This window comes from Halorientalis salina (assembly GCF_005049285.1).
GTDB classification, from domain to species: domain Archaea; phylum Halobacteriota; class Halobacteria; order Halobacteriales; family Haloarculaceae; genus Halorientalis; species Halorientalis salina.
In genome coordinates this window covers 1-16,840 of the sequence record NZ_SOSC01000021.1, presented here as the reverse complement: position 1 = coordinate 16,840, position 16,840 = coordinate 1, and the positions used below count along the sequence as shown (strand labels likewise).

The following is a 16,840-nucleotide window of genomic DNA, read 5'->3' as shown; positions in this document are numbered from 1 at the left end:
AACTGCCGGATTTGGACGAGCTGTTGCTGTGGGCGTCGCAGAATCCAAATCCACACAGGCAACGGTTACGCAGCCAGGTTGAATCGGGTGAGTTCGCCTTTGACCGCCACTAAACTAGAACCGATGGTTGCGAGAGCAATGATGTCCCCAAACAAACCCACAAATCCTGACACGGCCCACGAAAGAAGACCACTCACCCAGTCCTGGACTGTCCCAACAGGATTTGTGACAATATCGGGTAATCTATCGTAAATCCGCTGTGGGAGTTCTGCGATGCTACTTGATAAATCCGAGATGGAGTTCTGAATACCGTTTATTTCTGTTTCAATTGGCCCAAGTGAGGAGTTTATCACCTCACGAACTCCATCTTTAATATCACTAATAGAGGGAAAATCAATTCCTCCACCACCGTTTTGAGCTGCTGCTACCCCTGGAAACGCCACAAGTACCACTAACAATGCTAGAAGCAGAGAGAGGTGCGAACATCGGCTCATGTGGTGTTATTTGGATGGTTAGGGAATCGTTCGTTGATATTTCACTTTTCAGAATAGAACCGGCATAGTAACCAGAACATTGCCTAGGTCGACACACGAGAGCGTGACAAGACCAACCTGGTCAAGAATTGTAGCGAAAATCCCGGGCATAAATGCACCCATCAATGTGATACCCGCGCCTTTGAGCTGCTCTTGTCCTTCACGCTTCTTTTCGGTCCGCGGGCTACCATATTTATTGAAGGCGAGTGTGCCCCGGTAAACAGCGAGCATAACTAGGAAAATCGTGACGAGTCCAAGTCCGATAACAATCAGATCGCCGAATCCAGTCTCGCAGACTGCCTCTCCCGCCTGGTCTGCACCCGTCGACTGAAGCACTACTGTACCCCCTAGTCCCAACTTCGTACTGCTAACCACCATCGTATCTTTATTCCACTAATAACACGTGCTTAATTTTTCCTTCGGATATTCACTGTGTTTTAAGTTAGAACACTCACAAGAACGAGATAATTCCGCCTCTGAGTGGTTCGTCAAGTGTGAATTTATAGGTTCTCAGTTCACTAACTCACTTATCATGGATTGAATATTTCTCTAAAAAATATAACGCGCGAATGTAACACTCCCCGTGCCTCTACGGGGGACGGTAAACCCCCTTGTTAATCCTGCCACTAGAAGGGGTCGACATCCCGCGACCGAACGCCCCTTAGGCGGGGAAAAATTAATTACCAAAGTCGTTGTTAGTTCTATCTGTATGTCATGTCCAAATTGTGGCCAATCCAGTAAGCCACCAGAACCGATAGAACACCCAGACTACTCAAGACATCAGATCTGGCAGTGCCCAAAATGTGAAACTGATATAGGAATGACTTAATCGCACGTTCTATCTGGAGATTAGTTGCTGAAATCTCTTAATTAGAGCAATTGCAATGGCTGATACACGGTAGTGTATCCTCCCGGCGAGGAATATCATACCGTTCGGCGAAAATCGTAGTTTACCACAAATTGCGATGTATACCATTCCTATTTCTGGCGCGCAGTGCTGAACGCATCCTCTGAGTCGCGCACTGGAAGAGTCAATTCATACGAGTATTGTCAGAGCCATTCGTGTGAGATGCAGTGCGCGTATGCAGCACAAGACACGATACTATTTTTATCATCCGGAAAAAGTTACACAGTACTGAATGTCATCCCAAGATGACCCAGATAGTGATCCGGGCACCGAGCAGTGGTCATTCAAAACTGGGGATTGGGTCAGGTCTTCGCCGACGGTGGTGGATGGAACGGTGTACGTCGGGAGTAACGACGACAACCTGTATGCGGTAGATGCGGCCACCGGTACCGAGCAGTGGTCCTTCAATACTGGGGATAGGGTCAGGTCTTCGCCGACGGTGGTGGATGGGACGGTGTACGTTGGGAGTGACGACAACAACCTGTACGCGATAACTACGTCATCAAGACTAGAGAATCGCGGAATCCAGCCATCCAAGAGCGCTCCTGAAATGAACCGTTCTTCAATTCCAGAAGAGCCACCTCAGGTTCATCTGGAGGGGATTGAGGCTGGAACGGAGCATATTCCAAGCCTGCAGGCAGTGCGTAGCCCCAGGCGACGCACTCTCTCGTCTGAAGACTTCCAGACTATCGAAAACCTCGGTCATGGCGGACAGGCCGTTATCAAAAAGGTCCGACTCCCCGATAGTAAGACTCCACCGGAGGCGGTGGCGCTTCGGGAGCCAGCAGCATCAGAGACGATGACTCAGGAGGCCGTCGAGGAATTCTTCGAGGGCGCGGAAACATGGAGGATAATTGACGCCCACGAACGAGAAAAACAGCGCTGGGAGCGGTCTGAACACATCGTCGGTCTAATCGATACGGGAGATCGCCTTCCCTGGATCGCTATGGAGTACATGAACGGTGGCGATCTCAGGGTGTTGTTAGGAGAACACCCCGACGGGCTGCCGGTGGGACAGGCACTGTGGGTCGGAGAGTGTGTCTGCAGGGGCCTGGAAATCGCCCACCAGTTGGGCCGAGTCCATTTGGACGTGAAGCCGGGGAACGTGCTACTGAAACAGACAGACGGGTGGCCGTGGCCGAAACTCGCCGACTGGGGACTGGCCCGGACGCTAGCCAAGGAAACCGGCACCATGGAAGGACTGTCGGTGGAGTATGCCAGTCCTGAGCAATTTGATTCGGGCAAGTTCGGCGATCCAGACCAGTTAACAGACATCTACCAGACCGGCGCACTCGTGTACGCCCTGCTGACTGGAGAACCACCGGTAACCGGAAGTCCGTTCGAGGTGATGCAACAGGTTATGAGTGAGAGATCATTCGCGGTGCCCAGCGAGCGACGACCCGAGTTACCAGGCGTAGTTGATGCGGCCGTGGGACTGGCGCTCGAACAAGACAAGACAGAGCGGTACGACTCGATCACCGAGTTCAGGAAAGCGCTCCAAGCGATTCGGACAGATGAAAGACTTCCCCGAGCGGTCACCACACGCCTTGGAGAGTGAACGGTAGGTAAGCTATTGCTCTCCGATCGATCATCACCAATCGGTGAGCATCGGTGGAGTTGTCCTGCGCTGTTGAATGTATTTTCTGCGCTGATTACGATGATTGTGTCAATAATTATCACCATATAAATCTTGATGGAAGATTGAACTTACAACTCAAGGGTGCAAGCAGCACTGAGTTCATAAACGTGCTTTCTGTGACACCACTGGATTTGTGAACTCTATTTAATTCAGTTCAAGAGATCTCCCACTCAATTATAATCTCAGGAATCTCTTTGTGATAAAAGACAACTAGGTCATTCAACTCGATGCTTTGCGGAACATCAAAAACAATCGGTCCACTTCTCCTCACGCCTGAACGAACGTTTGCAGTTTCATAATTATCAAATTCTATACCTAAGCTTACTGGCTCGTATTGATTGTTCCGTTGAGGATCAAAGAGATTGAAATTCAGATAGGCAGGAAGATATTGCATTTCCGACTCATCACTTACGTTCTGGGCAGTTATCTCGCCAACAATGAATTTTCCATTCTCTGATTCGTACCCCTGATATGTCTCTCCTTCTTCGGAGAGATTATCGACCGTTATTCGCACATCCCGACTTGTTACCGGTGTGCCGACTGGTTCTGTCCGTCTTTTTCCCGTGACTGCTGTTTGCTGCTGGTCGATTTCATAGCTCGTGGTACTCAGAGTCTGAATCGTCTCTGTAAGCGTCTGGGTTCGTGTTTCGCCAGCAGGAATAGACAGTTCGACCGGGATTGTTCGATCAGTGCCCTGGTGGGGATCGGCTGTGACCGCTGAATTATACGTCCCGTCCGAACCGCCTGTGTTTGTGACGACGACCTCAACAGTGTATTCGGTTCCAATTTCGACTTCGGATGGTGCACGAAGTTCCGAAACTTGGAATAATGCATCCGCTCCGTCCCCTGTTTGGCCCTGCTGAGAGGAAGATTCATCATGTGACGTTGTGCCGGACTGATCAAGGTTTTCAGAGCCACTTGCTGTCGGCGATGACACTGTTGAGTCAGCTGCCTGGTCTGGATTCGACTCGTTCAGTGCAGCTAATGATCCGACCCCTGCCCCGCCGAGGAGAATTCCGATACTGCCGAGTTTCATCAGTCGCCGGCGACGCATTCTGTCGGATGTCATGCAGATATGCCCTCCTCTGGTTGAAATAGCGAAAGGTACCGCTGAATCTCAGTCCAGACGCGACTATCCCGCGTGAGTGCGGGGGCTTGTAACAGGAACTGACTCAGTGTGTCTTCGTCAATCTCATCGGGTAGCGAAACTTGGCTCGGATCGATCTCTGTCTCGACGATGACGAGTGAGCCATCTTCCCGGACTGATTGGATGGAGACACCCGCCTCAATGGACGGATACGCATTCTGTGCGTCTTCCAAGAGGGACGCAACCGACGAGACAGGTGGGCTATCTGAGCGGTATTTCAGGACTGTTCTCGTCGAGAGTAATTCATCAACGGGCCGGCTACCCATTCCAATTCCCTGTAGGTTTTCGAGAACTTCGTTCTGTACCGTTTTCTCAAGGCCAACTTCTGAGAGTGGAGCAAGTCGGTTCGATTCGACCCCACCGATTGCAGGATAGTCCACAACTGTATCGATCAGCGCACGACCGACAGACGAGTCGAGATAGTATCGTTTCGCATCACCAGTCTTCGCTTCGGACAGTAGCCTGATCGCCCGTGTTGGATCCACATCTGTACCGACTGTCCCTCCAAGAATCAGGCTCGAATCACTGATAGCCAGTTCTGCTGCTATCTCATCAGTTGCTGCACGGTAGGTCGTGTTTTGTCCAACCGTCTCGGACTGCTGAACGGTATCCAGCGACCGTATCTCGGCCTCGATCTCATCAACGTCAAAATCACCCGTAATGTGGGCGGAGCCAGCCCCTTCGGGGTGTGAAAAATACGCCGATGAAATGCCACTAACGCTGGAAATATCATCGATAGAGACACCAGCAACCGTCAGACTCCGGATTGAATTTTCGTGTCGCTCCGGTAACTGTGAGAGGTGCAGTTGCAATGTTGAGACATCCACTGACGCGAATAACTGGTGTGGAGCACCGAGCAATTCTTGCGGCCGGTAGAGATGCGCGACCCGGTCTGGCACCTCGATATCACTAGACTGGAACAGTTGTGCAAAGGATGCACCGTTCAAACCGACGATGCCTGCAAAGCCGACCCCAACTCCCCCCACCTGAAGGAGTCGACGTCTCGCAAGCGAGTGTTGCTGCTTCTTCATATTCGGACAACATTTGCAAGTCCATTAGTATTTTACTGAAGTAACAATCTGAAATTTATGCCGGCGGCGATGCTGTCAGGGGGTTTGTTTTCTCCGGAGAGACCGGAGAAATCGAATGGCAAACAAGCGCTCCACACTCTCGAAGTTCAGTAGTATGGACAGCAACCTCGATCCCTCGGCAGTCGCCGTCGCCCGATGCTCTCGGCTTACCTCCGTTCCAGATCGAGATGGCGTCCGGTGGGAAACAGCCGACGAGGAATGGGGGCTCACTACTCGGAGATCAACCTCGACGATCACAACCGGTGCTGGCCATGTCACCCCTCAGCAGGTGCGATGGGTGACTGATGGTGACGTGGCGGCCTACGTCGACGAGTACGGTGACGGCGAGGTGTGGGCAATCCCAGATACCTTCGACGGCTTCAACAAAATCGACACGTACGTCTCGTTCGTCGACGGTCAGGCTGACCAATACGGCTACGGGACCGACGGTCAAGCACTTGAAAAAGCGTTCCGCGTGCTGACAGGCGGTGGCCGCTACGATGCGTCGGACTACTCTGTGATTCCCTGTAGTCGTCAGCCGTGGATTCTCTCAGGGCCGGAAGGCACGCTGCTGTGCAGTTGCTTCCCCGTTGACTGTCCCTCCGACGAGAACCAACGGCGAACGAGCACGATTACGCCAGCTGGCCGAGCAATCGAGATCGAAGAAGAGAACTCCCACGTACTCGCCGGCGCGAACCACTTCGTCGAGTTGCTAACCGAGGTAGAAGGTGTCGAAATCCTCGAAACCGAGTACGATCAGGTCCGTGATCGAACAATACATATCTTCTACGGGGGTGGTGCCGAATGGAAGATCAGTGCCGAGGGCCTTGCGACGCTTGGTCGTATCGTACTCGATCCAGCAATGGTCCCAGTCGCTCAAGAGCGGATGGTTCAGCTACCGAACAGCACTCGAGAGATTCATGTCGAGTGGGACGGGCCAACCCACCAGGTCGGCGAGTGCGTTGACGACGCTATCGTTGCCGGTTACAAGTTTACCTGGGAAAACCCAGACGACGCTCTCGAATGCATTGCGACGGTTCGTACCTATCGGATCAAGAATTCACACAGCAGGTATCGGGTTGAATATCGATCAGATCGGATTGCGACTGTCATCCCTAAGAAGAGAGTTACAAACGAATCAAGACAGTCGACTTGCTGAGTCTCCAATGGTTGTTATAAACAAAAAGATGCTATGGTTCAACTGCCCACATCACCCGCGTAATCCGGTCTGCTGACTTGTGAATGGTTTCCACCATGAACTCTCAGACCCGGACAATCGTGAGGGTTCCTGAGTACACGTCGTGAGTCACATGATTCTCATCGTCGAAGGCAGTGGCCACCTTTCGAAGTTTCTGGACTCCGTCTTCGGTGACCAGTCCACAGTTAGGTGGGTTGGTACTGGACTTACCATATGGTCCGATGCTTGACGACAGATCATCCAATTTATCCGAAGGGAAAATCGGATCGAACGTCCAGTCACTCTGCTGGAGCATCTGTTCAGCGAACTGCGTCGCACGCTCCGCCGAGTGCCAACTGATCACGCGACAGTCGAAGTTCTTTCTGAAGGTGTCACTGGTCACCTCGTACCCCTCGTAGGCATCGACTGGCACGCCACTGAATTCGATCTCGCCGACGTCGAGTTCCTCGTATCGGTCGTCAGGGTACCACTCCCGTACGAGACTCCTGGCGCGTGACTTCGTGAGACTATCCATCGATACGCTCGCTGCCGTGTTGCCCGCCAGGTCGAGGGTCTCGTAGCCGTACTGCGTCTCAAACCGTTTCAGGACATCGAACGGATGCGATGCCATCCCCTCGGCCTCCGGTTTCTCTCGGGTTCTGATTTGCTCGATGAGCGTGTCTCTCGGGTCCATGTAGGTGTCCGTCGGCAGGTACCCACCAGCGACCAGGTTACCTGCGCGCGTCAGTGCGTACACATCGTTTTCGTCCTCGAACACGCGCCAGTCGTGTGGGAACCCGTCGACAGTGATCAACGAGCGGGCAGTCACCTCGGTGGTGTTCCCGATGTAGTACAGGGACGCTTTCTCGCCCTCGTCGACATCGAGACGCTGTCTCGCGCCATCGGGAGTCTGGTACTCCTCGTAGTAAGCGCCGCCGCCACGTGTGATACTGACAGCGTTGAGAGATAGCGCCTGCTGTGGTGCTCCCTCCGCGTCAGCAATATTTAGGTCCCGCCAGACATCGTCGGAAAGCAAATCGTCGACGTAGTAGGCCCAGTTGAGTGTGATCTGTGGATAGCCCGTGGCGGTTAGTTGGGGACCTCCGGTCTCGCTCCCGTCATCATCACTCTGATTCTCGTCTGACGGGGGACCCGTCGGTGTCGCGTCCTCACGGTACGGCCCGGCAGTGACGTTGTCGACAAAGAAGGTCGCGTCGGTCGACTGGTCACCCTGCACGATGATCTGGTACTCGCCATCGAACCCACTCCCGATCGACTGGGGGTCGGTCTGGTCGCGCTTGCCGTAGTCGTCGGCGACAGCAAAGACGACCTCGTTGTTGGATGGGTACATTGTGAGTTCGAGACGCATCCACTGTCCTGGTCCGAAATCGGTGCTAACAGTCGTCTCCGTGAGATTGCCGTCCCCATCACGGGTCCGACCGACCACGGTGCCGTCGTCGAATTCGAGTGCGGGGGTCACCGTGCCAATGAAGGTATCGCCCGATTTGAACGAGTAATTGAGGCCGAACCGTAACTGACCCCCCGATGTCGGCGTGTACACCCACGCGAAGAACGTGTCACCATCCTGCAGGGGCATCCCCTTCGGTTTGGTCGTGATTCCGAGTACCTGATGGTCGATACTGCCGAGTGCGATCTTCAACGCCGTTGACCCCTCGAACGAGCGGGTGGCCACGCCTTCGACCGACGCCGCCGGCCCCCCGATAGTCGACCAGTAGTCGGGGATCGTGCGTGCGCCGAATGTCGTCACGACGTTGACGCGCCCGAGTTGGTCTACCTCGCCCGTCGTCTCGGGGTTCGGTGGCGTCGAGCCGACCTGTTCGTTGAACGTGCTGCTACAGCCGGCCAGCGCCAGTGATCCCAAGACCCCGCTGGTCCGGAGAAACTGCCGTCGTGTGGAACGGTCCTCAGTCATCGGTCCACCTGCGTCGGTCACGAGTCAGTGTCAGAGTCATGCTCTCAGTTTACGCCTCGTCTTCGCCCCCGGTCACGTCTCCAAGCGGTACGTAGTGCCTGTCTTCCGTCATGTCCTGTGCGGTCGGCAGTAGCGTGAACAAGTACGTGTGTCCAGTCGTCACGTCGAATGCAATCGTCCGGTTGACCGTCTCTCCGGCCGGAATACGAGCCGTCTCGTTCTCGAATGAGATTCCTGGCGCACGGTATCGACCTGACTTGGTAATATTTCTCGATACATCACTGGGGTGGAAGGTCGTGTTGCCATCCGTCCCGATGACCGCGATGTCTTCCGATTCGAACGCGACTGCTTCCTCGCCAGTATTGGTGATCTGGATGGTGATCAGGAGGAACGTGTCCCGCTCTGGGTCCTCCCAGGGATGGTCTTTCAACCGGAGCGGTCGGGTTGTCACTGCATGCGTGACGTTCATTCTGAGTTGACTATCGTCGGTCGAGACGACGAACTGGTCCCCGATGTCGTGTGTCTCCGCTGAGCGGTTGAACAATTCGTCCTGTTGGATGGTAAATACGGCCCCTGCTCCGGCGGCGGCGAGCAAGACAACCACTGCGACCGTGATACGGCCTGGGTCGACACTCAGCCAACCCACAATCTGTTCTCTGAGCGCCGGGATAGCGATGATGCCACCTACAATCGCAAGGATGCCCCCGAGTGGGACCCGGAGCATCGCCACAGCACCGACAAGTAGTAAACAGATTCCACCGAGCCAGCCTGCGAGCCACACGGCTGGAATATCGATCGTTACGCGCCGCCGAACCGGTGGCAAAATGTACAGCCCAACCAGAAAAATCGGGATGCCAACCGGTGGAGCGACGAGCAGGATGGCACCGAGCCCTGTCACGACCACGCCCAGTATCCATTCGAGGACGTCCCTCAGATTCACAACGGCTCAACCTGACAGGTGGCCAGAGTAAAGTCCTTTGGTTGCCTGAAAATAACAGCTTAGTTTATAAATGCTCAATTATGTGTATAATTCGAACTGGTACATAGCTAAGCGAGGTGATGAAACTCGACGGAAATCTCGATACTTCGGCTGAATCCCGTTGGCCATAACCCCAACCATCTGATTAGACAGTGTAGGTGACGGTGAGAACAGACAGGAATCCAGCCATCGTGACCGAACGCTGAGACGAGTAGGAGCAACCATACCGGTATATCGCGGACATCGCGGCCACGTGGCTTAGTGTGGCCGAGGTCCTGATCGACCAGAACTTGTCGGCACTGTCTACACCCATGTACTGCGAATACACAAGAATCGACGATATATAGTTCTAGAGAGGCGAACGAGCCTGCAACTCACTATACCAGGACCTGCCGGTTTGTTCTCCCCAAGGCAGGAGCAGGCATGGATAGCTACGACGACACATCAAACGACCATGAACGATTCGAGCGCCGTCAGCTAGCCCAAGACCGCAACAGACGGCGGCAGGATGTTCTCTCCATTGACGAGCAACGAGCCGCACAGATCGTGAGCGAACTTCGTGAGCAGCATATCGTCGCTGTGCAACCAGAAGAGCAACTGTTGATCCACACCCCGACAGGGACGAAGTTCGAGCGCGATCTTGCCTTGGTGTACTTTCACCGAGGCTGGCAAGCAGCAGACGACAGCGACAGTTGACCTACGCTGTCACAGTTTTTTCGAGCTCACCGTCATCGACGTACTGCTGTTCCCACTCACGGCGGGCTTCGAGTTCGCGGCGACCACGTCCGGTAATCGAGTAGCTGTTGGTCCGATTGTCGATCTGTCCCTTCTCAACGAAGCCTTTGTCGACGAGTTCGTCGAGATTCGGGTAGAGCCGCCCGTGATGGATGTCGGATTCGTAATACTCCTGCAGTTCGTCTTTGACTGCCAGACCTTTTGGCTCGTCCAAGCCCGCGATAGCGTACAAGAGATCACGCTGGAAGGGCGTCAAATCGTGCATAGCTGGAAATCATATCTGGAATGAAAATAGCTGTCGAATTCTGTTGCGAGAGCGCGCCAGCCGGTGTTTATTCTCCCCGAGGGGGTGAGGGAGCGTCCCGATGTGGGCGTTCCAGTAACACCGATGTCGACGACAAACACAGACACGACCGATGAACAGGCGCTCGAACAGACGACATCCTTCGACGACTCCGACGGCCGTGCAGACGACATGCGCGAGCAGTTGGACGCCTGGATCGCAGACCTCGCAGACCTCACCGACGAGGCGCTCGCGAGCGAGCAGTTTCAGGAGTGGCTGGACGTTCAGAGCAAGTTTCACGACTACTCACACCGGAACACATTGCTCATCAAGTTGCAGTGCCCCGAGGCCACGAAAGTCGCTGGGTTCTGGACGTGGAAAAACGAGTTCGACCGGTACGTCGAGGAAGGCGAAAACGCGATCTGGATCTGGGCACCGATCATTACCAACCGCTGTCCCGAATGCGAAAACTCGCCATCGTATCACGAACAGTCCGGTTGCGACTACGACGAGACAGATCCCGAGGAGTGGTCCGAAGGGCTCGTCGGGTTCAAGCCGACGTCGGTGTTCGACATCTCCCAAACCGATGGTGAGCCACTGCCCGAACTACACACGGACACTTACGGTGAGTCGGATGGTCTCGTCGACGCGTTGCTCGACGCTGGCGAGACGCTCGGGTTCGATATCGAGATCGTCGACCCATCCGACTGGACACATGGGAACGCCACCGGTGTCTGCGAACGGCGGAGTCCGACCACCACCCGTCCAGTAATCGAAGTGGTCGACCGGGACAACAGTGCCGACCTGGCAGGGACACTCATTCACGAGTTCGCACACGCCATCCTCCACTTCGAGCCGGATGCCGACGAAGACGAAGCAAAACTGGAAGTCGAAGCAGAGGCCGTCGCCTACATCGTCTGTCGGTATTTCGGCCTCGATGCGGACAACTCCAAGTTCTACCTGGCTGCCTGGGATGGGGATGCACCCGAGACGATCCATGATCGGCTCGCTCGAATTTCGCGGACTGCCGAGAAAGTGATCACTGCTGTCGATGAGTGAGGGTAAATGGAAAGCAGTTGAGTAATTGGATTCTCCCCTGAAAAACTACAAGACCATCCTGCTGTATACACGGCGCGTATGTCGCACTGTCGAGTTGGCGAGTTCGAATCAAATCAGTCGCTCACTACAAAAAGCAAATAATCTCTGTTCTCTGAACGCTATATCTCCGAAGACCAATGTCATCCAAGAGACGCACAACAAACCTTCAATACAGTTCTGTGTCCGTAGAAAGTGCTTATGTCCGTGATTTGATGATAGAGGCGAGTTTCTCCGGGGCTGTTTCCGTGGCGACGTGCCCTACATTCTCCATTTCGATGAGGTGACTCCTATCGAGATGATCGTCCAAAGCAGTGACACCGGCACGAAGATGATCCGGACTTTGCTCACCAGTCAGGAGTACTGCTGGAACATCTATGTCTGGCACATCGGATATGTCAAACGCTTCGACCTCGTAGTTCTCCCGGATCACGGTCTCAGTGAGGTGGAGATTTGCCTCTTCGGGCCACCAGGGCAACTGGGCAACATCAGAAACCGATCCATTCTCCTCGATAAACAATCGCATTGCAGCCTGTCGCTGACCGGCTTCAAGACGAGCTTCCATTCGAGCAGCTAAATCGTCCTCACTGTGTTCGTCTACCAATACGGGCGGTTCATACAGTACGAGACGGTCGATGGCGATTTCGGGTGCGGCTGTGAGAGCAACGAGTCCACCGAACGAGTGTCCAAGTACAACTGGAGTTCCGCTGACAGCGTCAACGAGCGCTCGGAGGTCAGCTGCTTCGCGGGCAAGGCTATAATTGTCACCGTCACTGCTGTCACCTCGTCCTCTCCGATCCGGGACGTACAAACTAAATTCGTTGATAAGATGCGGCCTGAGAGTGTCCCACGCCCGTCGAGTCCCAGATCCGCCGTGGAGGAGAATCAACGGCTGGCCGTTCCCTTCACTCTCGTATGCTATACTTGTTCCATCAGACGACTGGACAGTGTGAACTGTTGGATTGGAGGGCTGCGATTCAGGGGGCATCGCTTTTCAACATACCTAAATTCAGTTTCTTAAAGATGTTGTTACAGTGTCCACCCAATCTATCTGGAACGTGTGCAGGTTCACTGAGCAATAGATCCAGCAACGGCTATGAAAGGGTCTATCAGTATCTGCTGTACTCAGCCTCTGTATCTCGCACGGCGAGTTTTATACATCCACCATCTGTCAATTTTGGCCTCTCCGTTATCGATATGTTCAGCGAGTACATCTCGTCGACGGCACCGCTAGTCCATCAGCCAAGTCTTCGATAAGCTAGCCCAGACGAGAGTTCTTAATTAGTTTGTGCTGCGCTCACCAGCTGGACGCCGTCCATGGCGTGCCGGTATACGATGTCTCCAGACGCATACCCATCCTGGTCAGCAGCGGCACTCACCGACGAATAGCAGGTCGATTACAGACATTCGAGGATATCGCCCACGACTGAACCGTTGATGCCAAAGGCCGCCATCGCGGGGGTTTTACCTCGCCCTGGCGGTGAAACGGCTCGCTCCGCGCGCCGGATGCTGGAAGTCTTCATTGCATAGTGGACAGCGACAGTGAGTGGGTGGGGACCGACAGCGATAATTGTAGTTATGGCAAATAATCGAACAGATGCCCTCCTCACGACGTCAATTTCTCGGTCTGTCTGCTCTGGGGCTTACTGGCTCAGCTGGCCTTGCGACTCTCGCGACGCAGGGACACGCAGACAGCCAGTCTCCCTACGACTGGCCGATGGCCAGGTATGATCCGCCTGGAACCGGGTACAACCCCGAGGCATCAGGTCCAAAAGATGACGTGGCAGTCGCATGGACACACGAGACACCAGACTGGTTCCGCGGGAGTACCGAGCCGATCAGTTACGGTGAGACGATCTACGCCGGTGGCCATGGACTCCTTGCACTCGATCGCGAGACTGGCAGTCGACAATTCGGCCTGCAGGGGCCGTATCAATCGAGTCCAACGGTCGCGCCCGTCTCGATCTATCAGACCAAGACACTCGGAATAACTGCATCCGGCGGCATTTTCGGGCTCAACGCCGGTGGGGGACAGGCGGTTCCCCTGACAGATCGGACGGTGGGTGGCGAGCGATGGACCGGGCCACGATCACCTGGGCCTGGGTACTTCGGGCCAGCTGAGTCCGCGACACCAATCACCGCGAATGGGTCGATCTACACGGCAGTCCCTGGGACGAATTCACTCGTCGCGCTGGATCCAAACAATGGCGAGGTTGAGTGGCGTCAGACCCATCACGAAAACGATCCCGTCAGTGGCACGTACAACAGACCCGCGGTGTACGACGGACGCGTGTTCGTCACTGCCTGGCCGAAACAGGCGACTGCCTATGACGCAGATACTGGCGAGCAACACTGGCACCGTGAGATTGGCGAACAGATGGTCCTGCCACCAGTCGCAACGGACGAAGGCGTTGTCATCCCGACGCGCGAATCGGTCCAATTGCGAGCCCGGTCTGACGGGTCGCTCCGCTGGGAGCGCAACCTCGAAGGGAATGTGACTGACAGTGCGCCAGCAGTCGCTGATGGAACGATCTTCGTTGCCGATGAACAGGAGTCGCTGCATGCGCTATCACTGGCGACTGGCGAAACACAGTGGACAGCACCGTTCTCGGGAAAGACAACGCCGGTCGTTGCTGAGGATCGCGTCTACGCCGTAGACTCGCTGTGGGCGCTGGAAGCATACGATGTCGCCACGGGCGAACAGCACTTCGAGTATCACCCATCGGAAGTTCCGCTCTCGCCACCGATGGTCGGTGATGGCATCCTGTACCTGGCCAATCGTGGCCGGATTCTCGCACTGGAGGAAGCATAATGCCTGGTGAAAACAATGATGGGACCGAGCGGGACGCTCCCATTAGGCAGCTCCCTCAGACGACTCGACTGTCCACTGTGGGCGTGTTGCGGACTGTTCTCCGACGCATTCGTCGCGATCCAGTGCTCGCCGTCCCATTTCTTGCCGTGGGTGGGCTGATCGCATTAGTTGACTGGCTTCGAACTCACGACCCGATTCCGGCGACAGCATCGGAGGCACTCAGTCAATCAGTGAGTCTCCAGTATTCAGTGCTGCCGCATGGTGTCGCACGAACGGCTCGACACGTCGATGCGTTGATCGACCTCAAGACGCCGTATTTTCTCTGGGCTGTGGGGCTTGAACTCGTCGTTCCGCTTGCAGTCGGTACCGCGGGCTGGCTGACGATAGCATGGGCACTCGAGATACAGCCTCGTCTTCGGGCATTGGGCAGGTATCTGATCGTACTGATCTCGATCATATCGATCCCCCGAGTCCTGGGTGTCTCTTCCATCAATCTCGATAGCTTCCTGCTCGGGCTCGCGTTACTGGCTGTGCTCCTTTTCGTCTTCGTCCGTCTGTTCCTGTTCCCCGCATTTCTGGTGTCTGGGTGTGGATTTATGCCGGCACTTCGACAGAGCCGGCGTCGATCACGAGGCGACGGCATGACCATTGGTGGTCTCATCTTTGTCCTCGGACTGGCCTACTGGGGACTTGCGACTGTCCCGATCGTAGGCGCGTTTCTGAGTACGGCACTTGTAGCACCGGTCCACGCCGTTGCGCTGGGGGTTCTCACCTCGACCGAAACTGGTGCCGTAGGAGCGAACCCATCCGAATGAATCAACGGAGGAAAGCACGTTCTGGATCTCGTCGAGAGCTTTGTTTGGGTCGTGTGTAGACCCGGAGGAATTCGCCTTTTTCGGTGCTGTCTCCGCGAATCTGTTACTCAGTGTGTCTGCGAATTAATCAGTATGGCAACTCGGGTCATCAATAGGGCATTCAGCGTTATGCACGTAAAATGACGCTCTCTGGTCCCTCACTTCAGCTACAACACTCACACAGCCTTTCCGATCTTTCGTGTTGAATCTATTCCATTCTCCATCCTCAGGACGGACCATTACTGTCAAGGGCGCATCTGGCCAGACGCAATCGAGGATAATCCAATCAGGGTCTACTGTCAGTTCACGAGTCTCAGTGTGAACGACTTCATCGGTATCTATTCGTTCTATCCGTAACTCCGCTGAGACAGGGGTAGAGTGCGGATTTACGAAACTGAGTTCCTGCATCGTCGCATATTCCGTGCTGTCATTGGAGGAACAGCCCGCTAGTAGACTGGTTCCCAAACCACCAGCAAAAGAGAGAACCTGTCGTCGTTTCATAGTAGTATTTTCAAATTATAGAACTGAATGGTTTTTGGAAGACAGCCAATGAATCTCCAACTAGCCGATCTGTGAGTCATTGTACTGACCAACCCGATTGCACCCAATCTAAGCGAATCCATCTGCGAGATACGCGCGCTGTACTAAGCAATAATACCGGATCGAATCATAGCGTTCTTGAAACTGATGATGCAAACCACGTTACGGAATCCGACACAGTGACCTTATTGGCTGTTGTCCTGTGCGTTCACATCGGCTAACGGTTGTTTCATACAGGAGCCAATGAGCCGAAGTCGGTTCGATTGCTGAGTAACCCCCTCAGGCACACGTTGAAGAGCCACTGGACCCATCTTCCTCTAACGTCAGACTGTGTTCCTGACCAGGTTTAGTGCACGTTTTTATTGCCGTCTGTCTGTGCGTCTCATTACCTCGGTGTTCCTCGATTATATATACGGTTACGTCGCCCCGATTCCATCCATCGATCGTCGTCGTCACCTCCTCACCGGGGGCAACGGTGATGTGTTGTTCTGGAATCCCGTCATCGGCCAGCGTCACGTTTCGATCCCTGTCAGACCAGACCAACTGTGAGAGGGTTTTGAGCCGCCGTTCGCCCTCCCTGGTTGTGACTCGGAAGTTCATGTACATCGCTTTCTCCCTGCTCTCGACAGTGTATGCTGACAGCTGATACGACGTGGTGTCGTTATTTTCAACAGTCAGCGTCGGCTGGGTGGTTCCTGTGACGGATCCGTACAGGAGATAGCCACCAATGAGACTCAGCCCGACAAGGAGAGCGATCATTCGGCGGGAGACCATTCTTATCGCCCAATTCCTGATGGAGATAAAATATCATTCCGATTGATTGAGCGTCACTGTTTGTAAACGGATTGTCGCATGCCAGCTGAATTATGTCAAAGCGGTCCCCTCTTGGTTAATTCTGGTATCGATACTGTTTCTCTGCTATACACCAGTCACCGCCCAATAGACACGACAGTATCGGCTTCTACCAACAGTGACTGTGTGTCGATTGATGCTTGATACTGCAGATAGTCTCAGTACCTCACAAAGCATCGCCAGTTAGCCTGACCTGAGCCACCTGTTCTGTTGTCATCTGTCGTCGGTAGCGGTCGAGCAACGCTGATCGAAGGCGGAGCTGTCGCTGTCGGCGGCTGACCGCC

The 16,840-nt window shown here is 54.5% G+C and carries 15 protein-coding genes; 6 read left to right on the top strand and 9 right to left on the bottom strand.

What is annotated here, in order from left to right:
- Positions 1 to 65: 65 nt before the first annotated feature.
- A complete protein-coding gene (locus E2481_RS18820; protein WP_169302499.1) occupies positions 66 to 452 on the bottom strand; it encodes a hypothetical protein in 387 nt (128 codons plus the stop codon).
- A 90-nt stretch (positions 453 to 542) separates the two neighbouring features.
- Positions 543 to 869 carry a hypothetical protein gene (locus E2481_RS18380; RefSeq protein WP_136718613.1) on the bottom strand — a complete coding sequence of 109 codons (327 nt, stop codon included), beginning with the start codon at positions 867 to 869 and terminating at the stop codon, positions 543 to 545.
- 803 nt (positions 870 to 1,672) lie between these two features.
- Here E2481_RS18380 and E2481_RS18375 point away from each other — a divergent pair.
- Entirely contained in the window at positions 1,673 to 2,998 is a 1,326-nt protein-coding gene (locus E2481_RS18375) for a protein kinase domain-containing protein (protein WP_136718612.1), read from the top strand.
- Positions 2,999 to 3,233: 235 nt separating this feature from the next.
- On the opposite strand, the gene E2481_RS18370 is transcribed toward E2481_RS18375, so the two are convergent.
- Positions 3,234 to 4,115, bottom strand: coding sequence for a DUF4352 domain-containing protein (locus E2481_RS18370; protein ID WP_169302500.1), 882 nt, complete (start codon positions 4,113 to 4,115; stop codon positions 3,234 to 3,236).
- Between the two features lie 29 nt (positions 4,116 to 4,144).
- A complete protein-coding gene (locus E2481_RS18365; RefSeq protein WP_136718610.1) occupies positions 4,145 to 5,257 on the bottom strand; it encodes a hypothetical protein in 1,113 nt (370 codons plus the stop codon).
- Positions 5,258 to 5,411: 154 nt separating this feature from the next.
- Here E2481_RS18365 and E2481_RS18360 point away from each other — a divergent pair, with 154 nt between their 5' ends.
- The gene (locus E2481_RS18360; RefSeq protein ID WP_256867919.1) at positions 5,412 to 6,455 is read left to right on the top strand and encodes a hypothetical protein; all 1,044 of its coding nucleotides are present in this window, start codon (positions 5,412 to 5,414) and stop codon (positions 6,453 to 6,455) included.
- Between the two features lie 103 nt (positions 6,456 to 6,558).
- On the opposite strand, the gene E2481_RS18355 is transcribed toward E2481_RS18360, so the two are convergent.
- Together E2481_RS18355 and E2481_RS18350 are read right to left on the bottom strand one after the other, a co-directional pair.
- Positions 6,559 to 8,406, bottom strand: a complete 1,848-nt coding sequence (locus E2481_RS18355; RefSeq protein WP_136718608.1) for a hypothetical protein — start codon at positions 8,404 to 8,406, stop codon at positions 6,559 to 6,561.
- A gap of 49 nt (positions 8,407 to 8,455) precedes the next feature.
- Positions 8,456 to 9,346: a DUF4352 domain-containing protein gene (locus tag E2481_RS18350; RefSeq protein WP_136718607.1), complete on the bottom strand. Its 891-nt coding sequence runs from the start codon at positions 9,344 to 9,346 to the stop codon at positions 8,456 to 8,458.
- A gap of 462 nt (positions 9,347 to 9,808) precedes the next feature.
- On the opposite strand from E2481_RS18350, the gene E2481_RS18345 reads away from it, so the two are divergent.
- Positions 9,809 to 10,081: a hypothetical protein gene (locus tag E2481_RS18345; RefSeq protein ID WP_136718606.1), complete on the top strand. Its 273-nt coding sequence runs from the start codon at positions 9,809 to 9,811 to the stop codon at positions 10,079 to 10,081.
- Between the two features lies 1 nt (position 10,082).
- On the opposite strand, the gene E2481_RS18340 is transcribed toward E2481_RS18345, so the two are convergent.
- Positions 10,083 to 10,385 (bottom strand): PadR family transcriptional regulator, encoded by a 303-nt coding sequence (locus E2481_RS18340; protein ID WP_136718605.1) that lies wholly within the window; start codon positions 10,383 to 10,385, stop codon positions 10,083 to 10,085.
- Between the two features lie 123 nt (positions 10,386 to 10,508).
- Between E2481_RS18340 and E2481_RS18335 the strand changes: the two genes are divergently transcribed.
- Positions 10,509 to 11,462 (top strand): DUF955 domain-containing protein, encoded by a 954-nt coding sequence (locus E2481_RS18335; protein ID WP_136718604.1) that lies wholly within the window; start codon positions 10,509 to 10,511, stop codon positions 11,460 to 11,462.
- Positions 11,463 to 11,697: 235 nt separating this feature from the next.
- Here the strand turns inward: E2481_RS18335 and E2481_RS18330 are convergent, their stop codons facing one another.
- Positions 11,698 to 12,486 carry an alpha/beta fold hydrolase gene (locus E2481_RS18330; protein ID WP_136718603.1) on the bottom strand — a complete coding sequence of 263 codons (789 nt, stop codon included), beginning with the start codon at positions 12,484 to 12,486 and terminating at the stop codon, positions 11,698 to 11,700.
- A gap of 792 nt (positions 12,487 to 13,278) precedes the next feature.
- On the opposite strand from E2481_RS18330, the gene E2481_RS18325 reads away from it, so the two are divergent.
- Positions 13,279 to 14,310 (top strand): PQQ-binding-like beta-propeller repeat protein, encoded by a 1,032-nt coding sequence (locus tag E2481_RS18325; protein ID WP_250137893.1) that lies wholly within the window; start codon positions 13,279 to 13,281, stop codon positions 14,308 to 14,310.
- The gene (locus tag E2481_RS18320) at positions 14,310 to 15,125 is read left to right on the top strand and encodes a hypothetical protein (RefSeq protein ID WP_136718601.1); all 816 of its coding nucleotides are present in this window, start codon (positions 14,310 to 14,312) and stop codon (positions 15,123 to 15,125) included. The genes E2481_RS18325 and E2481_RS18320 overlap by 1 nt, the downstream gene beginning before the upstream one ends.
- An 858-nt stretch (positions 15,126 to 15,983) precedes the next feature.
- On the opposite strand, the gene E2481_RS18315 is transcribed toward E2481_RS18320, so the two are convergent.
- Entirely contained in the window at positions 15,984 to 16,478 is a 495-nt protein-coding gene (locus E2481_RS18315; RefSeq protein ID WP_136718600.1) for a hypothetical protein, read from the bottom strand.
- Positions 16,479 to 16,840: the final 362 nt, after the last annotated feature.